The following is a 12,636-nucleotide window of genomic DNA, read 5'->3' as shown; positions in this document are numbered from 1 at the left end:
TTATGCGTGACATCGTGGATAAACTAACATCTAAATACAAAACTAATTGCCCTTACGAACTTGCAGCTCATCTGAATATCAATGTCATGTTTGCGGATTTAGGCAAAGGTACTCGTGGTTTCTATTATAAAAAACTAAAGCGAAAGTATATCTGTATACATAAGGACTTGCCAGATGAATGGAAACGGTTTGTCTGCGCACATGAATTGGCACATGAGAGATTGCACAAAGGAATGGGGAGATTTTTTGTTGATGAAAAGTCATTCTATCTACCTGGTAAATTCGAGCGGCAGGCGAATAGTTTCGCTATAATCCTACTGCTTGGAGATAACAAGATTTCAAGCGGAGAAACCGTAGAAAAATTTTTCCTAAGAAATAAAATTCCGCTTGAAATGCATCACTTTTTCACTCCAGTAATGTCTTTTTATACACAAAAATAGAACATACGTTCTTATATGAGGTGATTCTTTTGGGATATGTTGAAAAAAGAGGTAAAAATACTTGGAGAATGGTCGTGGTTACTGGCTATGAAGCTGACGGGGTTACTCAAATAAGAGAAAGAGATAAGATCACAATTGACGATCCTGACATACTTAAATCCCCCAAAAAAACAAAAGAGTATCTTCAAGACGCTCTTAGGAACTTTAGCAACAAAGTACTTGCTTCCAATTATGTAAAACCCGAAAAGTTAACATTTAACGATTTTGTTTTCAAGGACTGGTACAACAATTACGCGAGAGATGAACTTTCTCCAGCAACATTGGAAGTTTATCAAACACATTTAGATTCCAGGTTAATACCCCGTTTTGGTCACATGCAGCTAGGAGAAATAAAATCAATGCATATCCTAAATTTCCTTAAAGATTTGGAACAACCCGGAGCAAGACTTGATGGAAAATCCGATGGCTTAGATGCTGGAACGATCGGCTATATTTATAGAGTATTGAAAAACATTTTGAGTCGTGCGAAGGAATGGAATTACATCGAAACCAATCCCATGGAAGGAGTCAAGAAACCTAAAGATAAAAATGCAAGGGCAAAGCAACTAATGAAATTGGAGAATCCGCAATATTACGAAGAAAAAGAAGCGCAACTGGTAGTAGACGCTCTTTACAAAGAATCAAGAAAATGGAGGCTACTTATCCTTGGTTCCATGTTTGGAGGATGGCGAAGAGGTGAGTTAATTGCCTTAGAGTGGCCGAATGTAAACTTTGAAGAAGGAACTTTAACGGTAAACAACAATATTCCTTTATCTAAAAATGGAAAAGCAATAGAAAAAAGCCCCAAATCTATATCATCACATAGAAATGTAGATTTCCCAGAATGGTATATGAAAGAATTAGAAGACTACTATGATGAATGGGTTCGCGAACGAAAGCGCCTTGGAACAAAATGGCTTGGAGGGGATCGACAGTATGTTTTTCATAATGGCGAAGGAAATCCTTATTACTATCAACATCCGTCAAAATGGTGGAGAAGATTTTGCAGCCGGCACGAAATACGATATATAAAATTTCACGGGCTTAGACACAGCTCGGGCACGTTATTGCTTGAAGATGAATCTGAAAATAATTTTGATTCAATTTTAAAAGTGATTCAGGAACGTTTGGGGCATTCCCGTTTATCAACCTCTGCTGATATATATGTTCATGCTACAAAAAAAATAAAAAAGAGGTCAGCTAATAAGTTCGATAAGTTTTCTCGAAATCCGAAAGAAGAAAACTAACCACTTAAAAAATCCTCCCCCATTTCTCCCCCAAATCGCAAAATTTGGAGCTTTACACCTTGACTGTCTAAACGCTCAAACCCTTGGCACACAAGGGTTTTTTCTGTATGATCTGTAGTGGGCTCGAACCACTGACCCCTACCCTGTCAAGATAGTGCTCTCCCAGCTGAGCTAACAGATCATGATATCTGATTGTTTTCCAATCAAGTAACAGTATCATACCAAGTAACCGTGTTCATTGTCAATTGTTATATTGGTAATATTTTATTCGAATTGGTGCACAATAAAGGAATGATTACCATTTTGATGACGAGGTGACTTCCATATGAGGAACATGAAAGAACGTAAGCTGCGTTTATTTATCATAGCCAAAAACTTAGCCTGTTTGATTGCGCTTGTTGCATTAATATACGTTTCTGTCGGTTGTAGTTTGGAACGAGATGAACATACAGTACAATTCCAACAGTTAAAAGAGCCCCATGAGGTGAATGATGATCTGCCCGTTTGGCTGGATGTGTATTCCAAGTCTGTTGTGCATGACGTTTACTCCCCACAAGGCAATGTTGAAGTCTTACCCTGAGGAACATCAAATTGCATTTCACTCGTCTTCGTCCCACTTTTTGGAGTACGCCTTCTTAGTCACATAATACAACAAAGCAATCATTCCTGCCGCCATCAAAAGGGTGATTGCCATCACTCCTGCCATACCCATGGTGCGCCCCTCCTCTCCCAGTATGTTCCAGTCTTAACTATACAGGAAAAGCATTTTTTTGTATAATTCAGTCTGATAGCGTAGAGCAGAAAGAAGGTATGGAATTGGCAGCTGAGATTAGTTATGTAACGACTGAAGAACAACTCCAGGAAGCATTGGATATTCGCAATCATGTTTTTGTCATCGAGCAGCAGGTGCCTGCTGACATTGAGATCGATCAATATGATATCATCAGTCCTGATGTGCATCACGTATTGTTGAGTAAAGATGGACAGGCTGTAGCCACAGGGCGTCTGATCTATTACACCAAGGATACCGCCAAAATGCAGCGTATCGCTGTACTCAAATCTCATCGTTCGTTCGGTTACGGACGTGTGCTTCTGTTAGCCATGGAAGAACGAGCACGCGAATTGGGATTGGCCTACTCTGTTTTGGACGCACAATGCCAGGCGCAGAAGTTCTATGAGAAGCTCGGATATGAAGTGATCTCGGAAGAGCCTTTTTATGATGCAGATATTCTGCACGTTCGTATGCAAAAGAGCCTGTAAATAACCTCAGCGTGCGATATGAAGCTATGTTGTGCATACTTTTTTTTGATCCGGACAGGCTAAAGAGGTAACCAGATTCCTATTTGGTCAGATAAGGAGAGTGTGACATCATGGATCAAACGACACGCGAAAGCTTCACAGCAGTACAAAAAAATGGTGACGGCGATCTGACGGCGTTTCAAACTTCATCCGGACGTGTGCTGGATTACCAACAAGCACTGGCAGAAGTAAAAGCAGGATCAATTGCAGGTGTGAATGTCTTTAAAGGCAAAGACGGCGAAATGTACATTCGCGGTGACGCAGACGGCGACCCAACCAATAACCTTGATCAACTTCCTATCTTCTAATAGATGTATGCTGATTAACATGGCGCCAATCCGGCATTCCGGGTTGGCGTTTTTTACGTTTTAATATTCGGTAAAATATTTCACGGCATCGCCAGCAGGCTGGCTTTTGCGAATGGGCTGTGATTCCTGCTCCCATGCTTGCAGAATTAGTATGCCTTCCAGCGTAGACTTGTTCTCCCACACAATATGCTGCCTGCGCTCAAGCTCCAGCAGTGACTCATGAATGAACGCCTTGGTTCTGCCCGTCTTATTCTCCAGCTCATCCATTCGTGGTACTCGACGACGCTGCCCCGCATAATTAACAATAATACGCAAAATTTTGCGTTCAAAATCATTCAGCATATTTCTTCCTTCCCTTCCTTATGGAGTACGGGACGCCATGCAAGAATACCTTGTTCAAGAAATGTTCGGGGTGCCCCTTCTTTCCCTGCGGATGCTCTAATCTTACCTTCCCGTACACTGTTGATTCGAATCTGCCGCTGTGTAATATGCCCTGCACGATCCATGTAGACGAGCTCCACCATCTGACCAATATATTTCCCTAGCATAATCATCCCTCCAATAAGAACATGTGTTTGTTTTATTATTATATGCGAACATAAGTTCTTTATTCAACAACTAAAAAAAGGATTTTTTTGAAATAAAAAAACCAGACTCACTCCCTCTCATAGGGAAGTCTGGTTCCTATCCTGCCTTGCTATGCAGTGCATGTTCAGTTCAACGTCGATCCGATTCCGTGAATTGTACTTTTTTCAGCTGCTGGGTAGACGGATTAAAATCAACATTCACAAATACAGCAAATTGTTTACCGTCTTTGTTACGTACCCATAACTTGAACTGTTCACGGGATTGGTCTGCTGTTAGTGAGGTGCGACCGATGTGTTTGTAATCCAAAATATCCACGTTGTACTTGGTTTGTGTTTCTTTCACTGCAATGATTCCCCACTTCGCATAATCCGGAATTGCAGTTGCTGAACTTGTTGCTAGTCCACTTAAACTTAGTATCACCGTCATCAGGGCTACGATGAGCATTCTCATATCATTCACTCCTCGGGACAATGTTTACGTTAGCCTGCCCTGTAGAAGTTTATTTTACACCAGTAGACGAAGGATAAACGTAATCGGTTGCTGGAGCGATTGAATCGTACTGATCGCCATCTTATACCGTTCGATTGGTGATTTGAAGCTTATCCCCCAGTCACCCTCCAATAAAAGATTACGCGGTGGTGGATCTTCCGGCTTTTCCAAACCGTACTTTTCTATAAGCGCATCTCGTGTTTGTTGATCCAGCTCACTTGGATAATCTGCGTATGCTGCCGTAACATCGCTACATCCAAAAACGAGAAGCATCAGGACACCCCATCCTACCATAATCCAACTTTTGCGCACTCTCAGTTTCTCCTTCATTTAAATCAGATAATGACAACCATACTTAACTTCATTTGTCCTGATTGTACATAAATAATACGGGATTGGAAATAACAAATGTAGACTTAACTACATACGCCTTAAGCCTCAATTGCAAAATTATGGGTTTAGCGTATTCGATAAACGTGTAATAGGCCATGACAACATCACTTCATTATTCTGAGCAATCATTTCGAGGAGGTTACACCGAATGTTCAAACGTATGGATGAAATCGCAATTGAAATCCCCAATGTCGAGAGACCGGACCCGAATGCAGCGGCAGCGATACAAGAATTGCTGGGTGGTAAATTCGGAGAGATGTCAACGTTGAACAATTACCTCTATCAATCCTTTAATTTTCGCTCTAAAGAAAAATTGAAACCCTTCTACGATCTGGTGATGAGTATCACCGCCGAAGAATTGGGTCATGTAGAGCTTGTGTCCCATGGCATTAACAAATGCCTCAGAGGTTCCACTGAGTACAAAGAGCCTGACGATACACCACTTGGTTCCGTGAAGGATGCGCGTCTGTCCTATCATTTCCTGGCTGGCGCACAGGGAGCAATGCCTTTCGACTCCATGGGCAATCCATGGACAGGCGCCCATGTTTTTAACAGTGGAAATCTGGTCGAAGATCTGCTGCATAACTTTTTTCTTGAATGCGGAGCACGTACACATAAAATGAAAGTTTATGAAATGACCGATCACCCTGCAGCCCGGGCAGTTGTTGGCTATTTGCTGGTACGCGGCGGTGTGCATGTAGTCGCTTATGCTAAAGCGCTTGAAATCGCAACCGGAGTGAATGTAACCAAATTGGTGCCGATTCCCTCCCTGAGCAACAAATCCTTTAACGAGGCGTGGAAATACGAAGAAAAAGGTCTACACACCAAGCTGTATACCTATAGTGATAAAGACTTTACTGCAATCAGTCAGATCTGGAAAGGAACACACCCCGAAGATGGACAACCGCTGGAAGTCATTCAAGGCGTACCTGAAGGGTACCCGATTCCTGAAGCTCCTGCGGTGGAAGAAGAATTCGCCCCAGGCATTTCGCAGGAAGAGTTCCAGGAAATTGCACGTCGTCTGAAGATGGCGGGAAATATTGCGGATTAAGAAAGCTTTGTTGTAGTGGATGTATTAGTTGTTGTTGATATGGCATGAAAATGGATTAAGCCCTCGGATCTTGCTGCTTCAGTGGCAGGATCGAGGGCTATTATTGATATATTAAAACATGGATTTAATGCTGTTGATGAACTTTTGCCCTGTGTTTGGCTCTGTCAATGCAATGTCCCACATCACTATATTGGTCACCGGATTTGAACCATCGGTTATTACTTTTATAGTCAGTTCATTAACTCCCTTTAACGGAGTTTGAAAAGAGTCAGGATGGTTCTCCCCGCTGTTTGCTGATACAACCAAGGAATAAATTTCTGTGCCATCGGCGATAAAGCTTATTGTAATAAGCTCATGGCTTGTTCTTCGGACAACATCGTCCGGTATAGCGAAATAACCTTTCATATTTTTGTATTTTTTATTTAAGAGATATGAAAACTCATTCGTTTTTTGTTTTTCTCTACTGTACAGATTGATTTGAGGCTCGACATTTGTTTGTCCTACTGTAAAACTGGAGAGTTCTTCATCCCATACTACAGCCCCATCGCTCGAAACAAGTTCATTCAGTGCAACACTTTTTCCGTCAACGTTATCTAAATAATGATTGAGGCCGCCAACAACAGTGATCGTACCTATTGAAAAAATAATCGCTGTCAGGAAGATTCGAATAAGTCCTTTTAATGTATTCCGATGATGCTTTACTATCCGCTGTGCTCCATATCCAACGGCAGCCCCTAAAGTATTAATCAGGATATCGTCTATATCAAACGCACCTAAACGGGAAATCATTTGCAATGTCTCTAACATCGTAATGCAGAGAATGAATATGCTGATAAAGCGAATAAACCCACAGCGAAAGAGGAGCGGAATGACCATCCCGAAGGGGATGAATGCTACAAAGTTCCCCATTTCAAAAAACCATATCTTAAAATCTCTCCCCATTGGAAAATGTAAAGGAATTCCTTCAGGGGTGAAGCTGTATCGCCAGCCCTGATCAGGACTGGCCGAGCTTCTATCGAAGCCCAGGAATAAGAAATACAATGTTAAACAAGTATACAACGATAACAATACAATGATGAATTTTCTTGACTTTCCTTGATACAAAATCAAAATCACACCTTCTTTTTTTCAATAAACTTCTACATCATCAAATCATTCCTACACTACAATTTGCAGGACTCACGTTGACTCATGACTCATCACTTCGATCAGCATGTTGGCCCCCAGTCGAAATCCCTGAACAAATGCAGCTTCGCTATGCATACCATCACATTGACCACACAAGTCAAACAACTGTTCTAGCTCACGGAATTCTCCCTCGCTCAATCGATTCTTCCATTGTTCCGTCAGAGACGCAATTTGCCGCCCTAATAATTGGTATTCAGGATGTGTCGGCATCATCGTCTCATCCGGGCGAAGTCGCCCGCTATAAAGTGCTTCCAGAATTGAATTCATGTGCATCCTCCCAGAAATGGATTCGCATCGACTTGAATGAGCGTTCTGCACATGGTAGGATATTTATGCAGTCAGCTCATTGATAGTGATTGCGGGATAGGAAGCAGCGCTGTTCTTCGTGGGACGAACGCTGCTTTCTTTTTTTTATTTTTGGAGTTCGTCGTAAATCTTCTCAATCCCTTTGCGAACGATGTCTGATCGGTTCGTATTCAGCTTCTCAGCCGAAGCATCGAGCTTGTTCATAATTTCATCATCGACACGTATCTCGATCGTCTTGCTTTTGGGTTTGTCAGATTTAGGACGCCCCCTCTTTTTGGAGGACATCGCTTCACCTCTTTTTTTGTCCTGACATTAATGTATTATTGTCAGGACAAAAAGTCAATTCATTTGTAAAACATACGTTCTTTATTTTGTGGCTTCCAAATTAAATACATGTAGATCGTCAGTTCAAATCAGAAAAAATATCACTCATGTTATATGTAGCTATGACTTGTACTTTAAAGTACGGATCTGTTTTTGACAAAAAAACAACCCTGAAAGGCATTAAGCCGTTCAAGGTTGTTAAGGGCTGCTCCTCAATATGAACTTTCCTGAATCACTGAACTGCTTGTTATTGTATTTTATTCAGCAATGGTATTATAACCTCATCCAATTTCTCAAGCATCTCATCCTCCGTAGGATTTTCTAATATTCTTTCTAAATCGCCCTTTAACATAATCAAATATTTAGAAGGCAATCTACTAATTAGTCCCGTCAGCATAAAATATTCCCATGTAGAGTCTCTTATTTTAAATACATTTTGAATATGAGGAATAAGTTCTTCTCCAAATCTTAAAAGTAAATCTTCTACGGATCTGAAAATGGGCCAATTCCCATCCTGCAACCACTCCGTAAGCTCAGGAATGATATCTCGCAACTCTTCATTACCTAATTCACTTAACTTACGCACCGCTTCAAAATCAGACTTGTCGCGGGGAAGCCATTCTCTAACATTCAGACCTATCTCCTCTTTTCATCCAACATTGAAATCCTACATCCTTACTCCTGCTCCCCTACTGGCTCAATGTCTTCTACTTTTACTTCTATTGGATCCTGAATATCCGTCGTTGATATTGCATCTCGCATATGAATGGTCCATATTCCTATATCCTTATCGAAATCAACATTCTCAATTACAGGAATACGTACTTGCTCTCCGTCTGATGAGTACAATCCAGCCCGGATGGCTTCCTCCTCACTCATATGAGCTCCATCTGGATTGGCCGGACAGGATACAGCAATCGTTTCCGCTCTGGCCTGACCGGGATAGGGCTGATTTTCCGGGCTGCCATCCGTCCAGATCTCAACATAGGAGCCGATCTGAGGATCAGGCGCATTGGAGAACCATTTTGCCGGATAATATAGACTTTCTCCTTCGTTCTCACCGAAGTCTTCATATGCAGGATCAACCACTAGAATGGAATTGCCTTCGCGGTCAACCACATAACCAGTGAATCCATTATCACTTGGGGGATTCGCTTGAGTTTGCACAGAATTACAATCGATATGTCCTGAACATCCGGGAAGGCATACGATCAGGATCGAAAGCGATATCAGAACTCGATGAAGATGGGACATATGTAAATCCCCCTTTATTAACACCTATTTCTACCTTCAACGTTCAATATATGCTGATTGTTGCATGCAAACATACGTTTATCATAATCATGCGGGCAACAAAATCACTTCTTCCCGTATTGCTTGTACCAGTACCTCCCCCAGATCACTAATGCCACGCATAACAAGAGGGCACAGTATGCCCAGGTAAAAAACAAAGCCAGTCCCAATCCAATGTTGGCATCCAGCCGCTCTACACCCCACTCTGTATACATCGCAAAGCCCAAAGGTACAGTCCCTACAACAAATAATCCAATCAATAATCCTCCCCAACGTCTGAAGACGGACTTGGCTCCTTCCTTCGAATTCTTTCTAATACCTTGCACCAAGATGGCAAGAATCAAAATCAATATCAGCCAAGTCATGAGAATTTCCAGCATAATGTTCATAACGTTCGCCTCCTCCACTTAGAATCGTTTTATTTTTGTACAAAGGTTTTCCACCTGTTTGTCCATTGTACTGACACCCCGCTTTCGATAAACTGATCACATTCGAACTAAATTGATAATGATTATCATTATCCAATAAGTAACCTATGCGGGAGGAACCATAACGATGAACGCAACACGTAAGCTCGGTACCCTTATACTCATGATTACCCTGATTGGTGGGTTGCTATCAGCCTGTGGTAGCAAAGCAGAACCACCCACTACGACCGCTGAAGCAGAATCAGGTGAATCGACCACCTCAACTCGAGCGCAGTCCGAACAAAGTGAAACCAAGAGTTACACCGACTCCCTGGGCCACAAGGTAGAGATTCCGGTCAACGCGAAACGTATTATTTTCACAGGCAGTGATCTTGGAGATTTGCTTGCCCTGGATGTTAAACCAGTAGGTGCAGCCCTAGGCATCATTGGCGATCAGATCGCTTATCCCGAATTGCTGGATGGGATTGAAGATGTAGGCGACTTGCAAGGCGATCTGGAGAAAATCACTTCATTAAGTCCTGATCTGATCCTGCTGGATGCTGGCGGCAGTTATTATGAAGAGAACCAATATACTTTGTTATCGAAGATTGCTCCGACAGTAACCTATGACCGTCTATCAACCAATGAACGTGTGAAAGTCTTCGGTGACATTCTAGGGAAAGAGCAAGCAGCTGAGGAATGGATTAAAACCTATGCAGAGCAATCCGAGCAAGTACGAAATCAGCTTGATTTGCCCACAGGTGTAACCGCATCCGTCTTTCTCCAGCTTGGCAAAGATATGTACGTGATGGGCAACAGCGCACTTGCCGAAACTGTGTATGATACATTGCAGTTCACCCCTGCTCCCAAAGTTAAAGAATCCCTGATTGATAAAAATGAACGTTTTGCCAACATCTCCAGCGAGCTGCTGCCGGAATATGCAGGTGAATACTTGTTTGTCCTCACGGATCTATCAGAGGAAGAGCGAAATAACAGTGACTCCATCATGACGACCGACATCTGGAAGTCCATCCCGGCTGTTAAAAACAATAAAGTCTACTATCTTAATACCAAGTGGAACTTTGATGATCCGATTACCAAAGAACGACTGATGGACGAACTGCCTTCCATACTAGGAAAATAACACATCAATTCACGAAGCGTTAGGATCTTCAGGATAAACCATTTTGCTAGAGAAGCATTATCTGTAGGGCTACTGCCCTCCACTCATGACCGGTGCAGTTCCTGACACACAGGAGCCTCCGGTTATTTGCCATTGAAAAAAAGTGCTCCTTTATATACAATCAACTATAATTGATAACTATTCTCAATAAATATGCTATGAAAAGAGGATTCCGTGTTGAGACAACTTACCCAGAATACTCCGGATCTTCTGTCCTTATCCTATGCCAACTCGCAATCCCATTTGCTCAGCAAACTGCTGACACCGAGCATCTCCTCCGTTCTTAAAAAGCATTCCCTGCTCTCGTTTACTTCGGGAAAAGGAACTTTATATGTACAGGACATCCCTGTACCCGTCAAAAAAGGAAACACCATGCTCCTGCATCCCCAGAGTCAGATTCAATTAACCGGTGATGGACAGTTAGACGGAATCTATATCTCTTTTGACGTGTTTGCCAGAGGTAGCAAGGAACCGGCATCTGCCTTGGACCGTCTTTTTCCTTACGGACAGCCTATACCTATTCGTCCGTTCTCTCAATATGTTCATTTGCTTGAACAACATGTTGGATTTGGGGAAAACGCATCAGATGAGATGCAACAGTTCAGACAACAGATTATTTTACAGGAAATGATCGTGCTTCTGCTGGAAAATGCTCAAACTGTTCGCAAAAGTACCCATCCGGACGAATCGGTGCGCACCACCATTCAATACATTGGGCAGCATTACACAGAATCACTTACAGTTGAACAGCTTGCAACTCAGGCCAGTATGGGACGCTCACAATATAGTTCACGATTCCAGAGCATAACGGGGTATAAGCCGCTGGACTATATTACCCGGTTACGAATCGAACAGGCCAAGACATTGCTGATGCGCACAGATGATCCTTTACGCGAGATCGCTCGCAGTGTGGGGTTCAGCGATGAGTACTACTTCAATCGGCGATTCAGCCAGATGACGGGGGTTTCACCCAAACAATATGTTCGTCAGCATCGAAGCGACAGGAATTTCTTATCCACATGGAACGTATCCCGAACTTCACCTGACTCTGACTCAGAAAACATATTGTTCGCTTCCCCCTCACTGGCACCATCCGACTCAGAGAATGCACCTAATCCAATTAACGCACCTGTTTCATCCTTTCCATCAATTCTACCCGTTGCTGTTAACCCTGTGCAGTCTAAACCGACAACACACTCTCCCAAAATTGTCACGATGGGCAGTATGGTCGGACACATGCTGACACTGGGAATTCGGCCCGTTGGCGCAGAACTAACCATTATCCGGCATCAAGTCGTATACCGGAACCAACTGCAGCACATTGAAGATGTGGGTGTAATCAACAATACTTCCGCTATCGCAGGTCTAGCACCTGACCTTATTGTCTATGAGCACCGTTCGGACGCGATGAGAGAATTGCTTGAGCAGGTGGCGCCCACACTGACCATCAATCCGGCAAGCAATACCGCCGAGCAACTGCGCAGTATTGCCAAACATGTGGGTGAAGAACAGAAAGCGGAACAGTGGATTGCCCACTATGAAGAAAAACACGAACATATGTGGAGACGCCTGGGCGGAAGTACAGGCACGGGAGAAACAGCAAGCGTGCTGCTTGAGCTGGATGGAGAGTGGTATGTGATGGGGGTTCAGGGGTTCCCACTGACACTCTATCATCCCCTTGGGTTCAGCCCTCCCGATACCGTGGCTTCCCTGATGAAGAACGATGTTCGTTTTCTCAAAATTCAGAAGCATGAAGTGGCCGACTATGCAGGTGACCGCCTGTTCGTATTAACCTCCAGCAACCGTCGTCATGACGCCCATCTGCGACAACTTCTCAATCAGACCAGCTGGGACGAGCTCCCCGCCTCTGTTCGTGCACACACGTATACTACAAACGCCAAATGGAACTTCGATGACCCGATCACAAGAGATCGTTTGCTCAAAGTCATGCCACGTATTTTAAACCATCCACTGACTTAGTTTGCGTGATTCTCTTCTCTTGCCATCTGGCACAACGTGATATTAAAAAAGTAGAAAAGACGCCTTCGCTTACTCAGGATCATGAGTAGACGAAGGCGTTA

Annotated in this window: 18 protein-coding genes and 1 tRNA gene; 8 read left to right on the top strand and 11 right to left on the bottom strand. The window is 43.0% G+C overall.

Features of this window, described 5'->3' with window-relative positions; genetic code table 11:
- Positions 1 to 2: 2 nt before the first annotated feature.
- Both CRO25_RS00210 and CRO25_RS00205 read left to right on the top strand, forming a co-directional pair.
- A complete protein-coding gene (locus CRO25_RS00210) occupies positions 3 to 440 on the top strand; it encodes an ImmA/IrrE family metallo-endopeptidase (RefSeq protein ID WP_079694228.1) in 438 nt (145 codons plus the stop codon).
- Positions 441 to 460: 20 nt separating this feature from the next.
- Complete coding sequence (locus CRO25_RS00205) at positions 461 to 1,726, top strand: site-specific integrase (RefSeq protein ID WP_256863579.1); 1,266 nt, start codon at positions 461 to 463, stop codon at positions 1,724 to 1,726.
- Between the two features lie 108 nt (positions 1,727 to 1,834).
- Here CRO25_RS00205 and CRO25_RS00200 read toward each other — a convergent pair.
- Positions 1,835 to 1,907, bottom strand: a tRNA-Val gene (locus tag CRO25_RS00200).
- Positions 1,908 to 2,051: 144 nt separating this feature from the next.
- Between CRO25_RS00200 and CRO25_RS00195 the strand changes: the two genes are divergently transcribed.
- From CRO25_RS00195 to CRO25_RS00185, 3 genes are all read left to right on the top strand, one after another.
- Positions 2,052 to 2,306: a hypothetical protein gene (locus tag CRO25_RS00195; protein WP_063565554.1), complete on the top strand. Its 255-nt coding sequence runs from the start codon at positions 2,052 to 2,054 to the stop codon at positions 2,304 to 2,306.
- A gap of 236 nt (positions 2,307 to 2,542) precedes the next feature.
- Entirely contained in the window at positions 2,543 to 2,986 is a 444-nt protein-coding gene (locus tag CRO25_RS00190) for a GNAT family N-acetyltransferase (RefSeq protein ID WP_063565750.1), read from the top strand.
- 110 nt (positions 2,987 to 3,096) lie between these two features.
- Positions 3,097 to 3,333 carry a DUF3892 domain-containing protein gene (locus tag CRO25_RS00185; RefSeq protein ID WP_063565553.1) on the top strand — a complete coding sequence of 79 codons (237 nt, stop codon included), beginning with the start codon at positions 3,097 to 3,099 and terminating at the stop codon, positions 3,331 to 3,333.
- A gap of 60 nt (positions 3,334 to 3,393) precedes the next feature.
- On the opposite strand, the gene CRO25_RS00180 is transcribed toward CRO25_RS00185, so the two are convergent.
- From CRO25_RS00180 to CRO25_RS00165, 4 genes are all read right to left on the bottom strand, one after another.
- A complete protein-coding gene (locus CRO25_RS00180; protein ID WP_063565552.1) occupies positions 3,394 to 3,675 on the bottom strand; it encodes a hypothetical protein in 282 nt (93 codons plus the stop codon).
- Complete coding sequence (locus tag CRO25_RS00175) at positions 3,669 to 3,881, bottom strand: hypothetical protein (RefSeq protein WP_064636528.1); 213 nt, start codon at positions 3,879 to 3,881, stop codon at positions 3,669 to 3,671. The genes CRO25_RS00180 and CRO25_RS00175 overlap by 7 nt, the downstream gene beginning before the upstream one ends.
- A gap of 169 nt (positions 3,882 to 4,050) precedes the next feature.
- On the bottom strand, positions 4,051 to 4,371 hold the full coding sequence (locus CRO25_RS00170) for a DUF3889 domain-containing protein (RefSeq protein ID WP_064636525.1): 321 nt from the start codon (positions 4,369 to 4,371) through the stop codon (positions 4,051 to 4,053).
- 54 nt (positions 4,372 to 4,425) lie between these two features.
- The gene (locus tag CRO25_RS00165; RefSeq protein ID WP_179800926.1) at positions 4,426 to 4,740 is read right to left on the bottom strand and encodes a hypothetical protein; all 315 of its coding nucleotides are present in this window, start codon (positions 4,738 to 4,740) and stop codon (positions 4,426 to 4,428) included.
- A 211-nt stretch (positions 4,741 to 4,951) separates the two neighbouring features.
- On the opposite strand from CRO25_RS00165, the gene CRO25_RS00160 reads away from it, so the two are divergent.
- Positions 4,952 to 5,854 carry a manganese catalase family protein gene (locus CRO25_RS00160; protein ID WP_079694230.1) on the top strand — a complete coding sequence of 301 codons (903 nt, stop codon included), beginning with the start codon at positions 4,952 to 4,954 and terminating at the stop codon, positions 5,852 to 5,854.
- 111 nt (positions 5,855 to 5,965) lie between these two features.
- On the opposite strand, the gene CRO25_RS00155 is transcribed toward CRO25_RS00160, so the two are convergent.
- From CRO25_RS00155 to CRO25_RS00130, 6 genes are all read right to left on the bottom strand, one after another.
- Entirely contained in the window at positions 5,966 to 6,970 is a 1,005-nt protein-coding gene (locus CRO25_RS00155; protein ID WP_257018503.1) for a VanZ family protein, read from the bottom strand.
- Positions 6,971 to 7,033: 63 nt separating this feature from the next.
- Positions 7,034 to 7,309: a DUF6809 family protein gene (locus CRO25_RS00150; RefSeq protein ID WP_063565546.1), complete on the bottom strand. Its 276-nt coding sequence runs from the start codon at positions 7,307 to 7,309 to the stop codon at positions 7,034 to 7,036.
- Positions 7,310 to 7,453: 144 nt separating this feature from the next.
- The gene (locus CRO25_RS00145) at positions 7,454 to 7,633 is read right to left on the bottom strand and encodes a ribbon-helix-helix protein, CopG family (RefSeq protein WP_079694231.1); all 180 of its coding nucleotides are present in this window, start codon (positions 7,631 to 7,633) and stop codon (positions 7,454 to 7,456) included.
- Between the two features lie 286 nt (positions 7,634 to 7,919).
- A complete protein-coding gene (locus tag CRO25_RS00140; RefSeq protein WP_063565544.1) occupies positions 7,920 to 8,306 on the bottom strand; it encodes a DUF5071 domain-containing protein in 387 nt (128 codons plus the stop codon).
- Between the two features lie 41 nt (positions 8,307 to 8,347).
- Positions 8,348 to 8,926, bottom strand: coding sequence for a DUF3221 domain-containing protein (locus tag CRO25_RS00135; RefSeq protein WP_079694233.1), 579 nt, complete (start codon positions 8,924 to 8,926; stop codon positions 8,348 to 8,350).
- 104 nt (positions 8,927 to 9,030) lie between these two features.
- Positions 9,031 to 9,354 carry a hypothetical protein gene (locus CRO25_RS00130; protein ID WP_256336374.1) on the bottom strand — a complete coding sequence of 108 codons (324 nt, stop codon included), beginning with the start codon at positions 9,352 to 9,354 and terminating at the stop codon, positions 9,031 to 9,033.
- Positions 9,355 to 9,520: 166 nt separating this feature from the next.
- Between CRO25_RS00130 and CRO25_RS00125 the strand changes: the two genes are divergently transcribed.
- Both CRO25_RS00125 and CRO25_RS00120 read left to right on the top strand, forming a co-directional pair.
- Positions 9,521 to 10,516, top strand: a complete 996-nt coding sequence (locus CRO25_RS00125) for an ABC transporter substrate-binding protein (RefSeq protein ID WP_079694234.1) — start codon at positions 9,521 to 9,523, stop codon at positions 10,514 to 10,516.
- 216 nt (positions 10,517 to 10,732) lie between these two features.
- Positions 10,733 to 12,535: an AraC family transcriptional regulator gene (locus CRO25_RS00120; protein ID WP_079694235.1), complete on the top strand. Its 1,803-nt coding sequence runs from the start codon at positions 10,733 to 10,735 to the stop codon at positions 12,533 to 12,535.
- Positions 12,536 to 12,636 lie beyond the last annotated feature (101 nt).

Origin of the sequence: Paenibacillus sp. RU5M (assembly GCF_900221055.1) — a bacterium.
Classification (GTDB): Bacteria; Bacillota; Bacilli; order Paenibacillales; family Paenibacillaceae; genus Paenibacillus; species Paenibacillus marchantiae.
This window is presented reverse-complemented; position numbering and strand designations above follow the sequence as displayed.

Bases quoted from the DNA above. Each gene is read 5' to 3' on its own strand.
- CRO25_RS00210 (WP_079694228.1), top strand. From the start codon at position 3: ATGCGTGACATCGTGGATAAACTAACATCTAAATACAAAACTAATTGC.
- CRO25_RS00195 (WP_063565554.1), top strand. From the start codon at position 2,052: ATGAGGAACATGAAAGAACGTAAGCTGCGTTTATTTATCATAGCCAAA.
- CRO25_RS00185 (WP_063565553.1), top strand. From the start codon at position 3,097: ATGGATCAAACGACACGCGAAAGCTTCACAGCAGTACAAAAAAATGGT.
- CRO25_RS00180 (WP_063565552.1), bottom strand. From the start codon at position 3,675: ATGCTGAATGATTTTGAACGCAAAATTTTGCGTATTATTGTTAATTAT.
- CRO25_RS00175 (WP_064636528.1), bottom strand. From the start codon at position 3,881: ATGCTAGGGAAATATATTGGTCAGATGGTGGAGCTCGTCTACATGGAT.
- CRO25_RS00170 (WP_064636525.1), bottom strand. From the start codon at position 4,371: ATGAGAATGCTCATCGTAGCCCTGATGACGGTGATACTAAGTTTAAGT.
- CRO25_RS00165 (WP_179800926.1), bottom strand. From the start codon at position 4,740: ATGAAGGAGAAACTGAGAGTGCGCAAAAGTTGGATTATGGTAGGATGG.
- CRO25_RS00160 (WP_079694230.1), top strand. From the start codon at position 4,952: ATGTTCAAACGTATGGATGAAATCGCAATTGAAATCCCCAATGTCGAG.
- CRO25_RS00150 (WP_063565546.1), bottom strand. From the start codon at position 7,309: ATGAATTCAATTCTGGAAGCACTTTATAGCGGGCGACTTCGCCCGGAT.
- CRO25_RS00145 (WP_079694231.1), bottom strand. From the start codon at position 7,633: ATGTCCTCCAAAAAGAGGGGGCGTCCTAAATCTGACAAACCCAAAAGC.
- CRO25_RS00135 (WP_079694233.1), bottom strand. From the start codon at position 8,926: ATGTCCCATCTTCATCGAGTTCTGATATCGCTTTCGATCCTGATCGTA.
- CRO25_RS00130 (WP_256336374.1), bottom strand. From the start codon at position 9,354: ATGAACATTATGCTGGAAATTCTCATGACTTGGCTGATATTGATTTTG.
- CRO25_RS00125 (WP_079694234.1), top strand. From the start codon at position 9,521: ATGAACGCAACACGTAAGCTCGGTACCCTTATACTCATGATTACCCTG.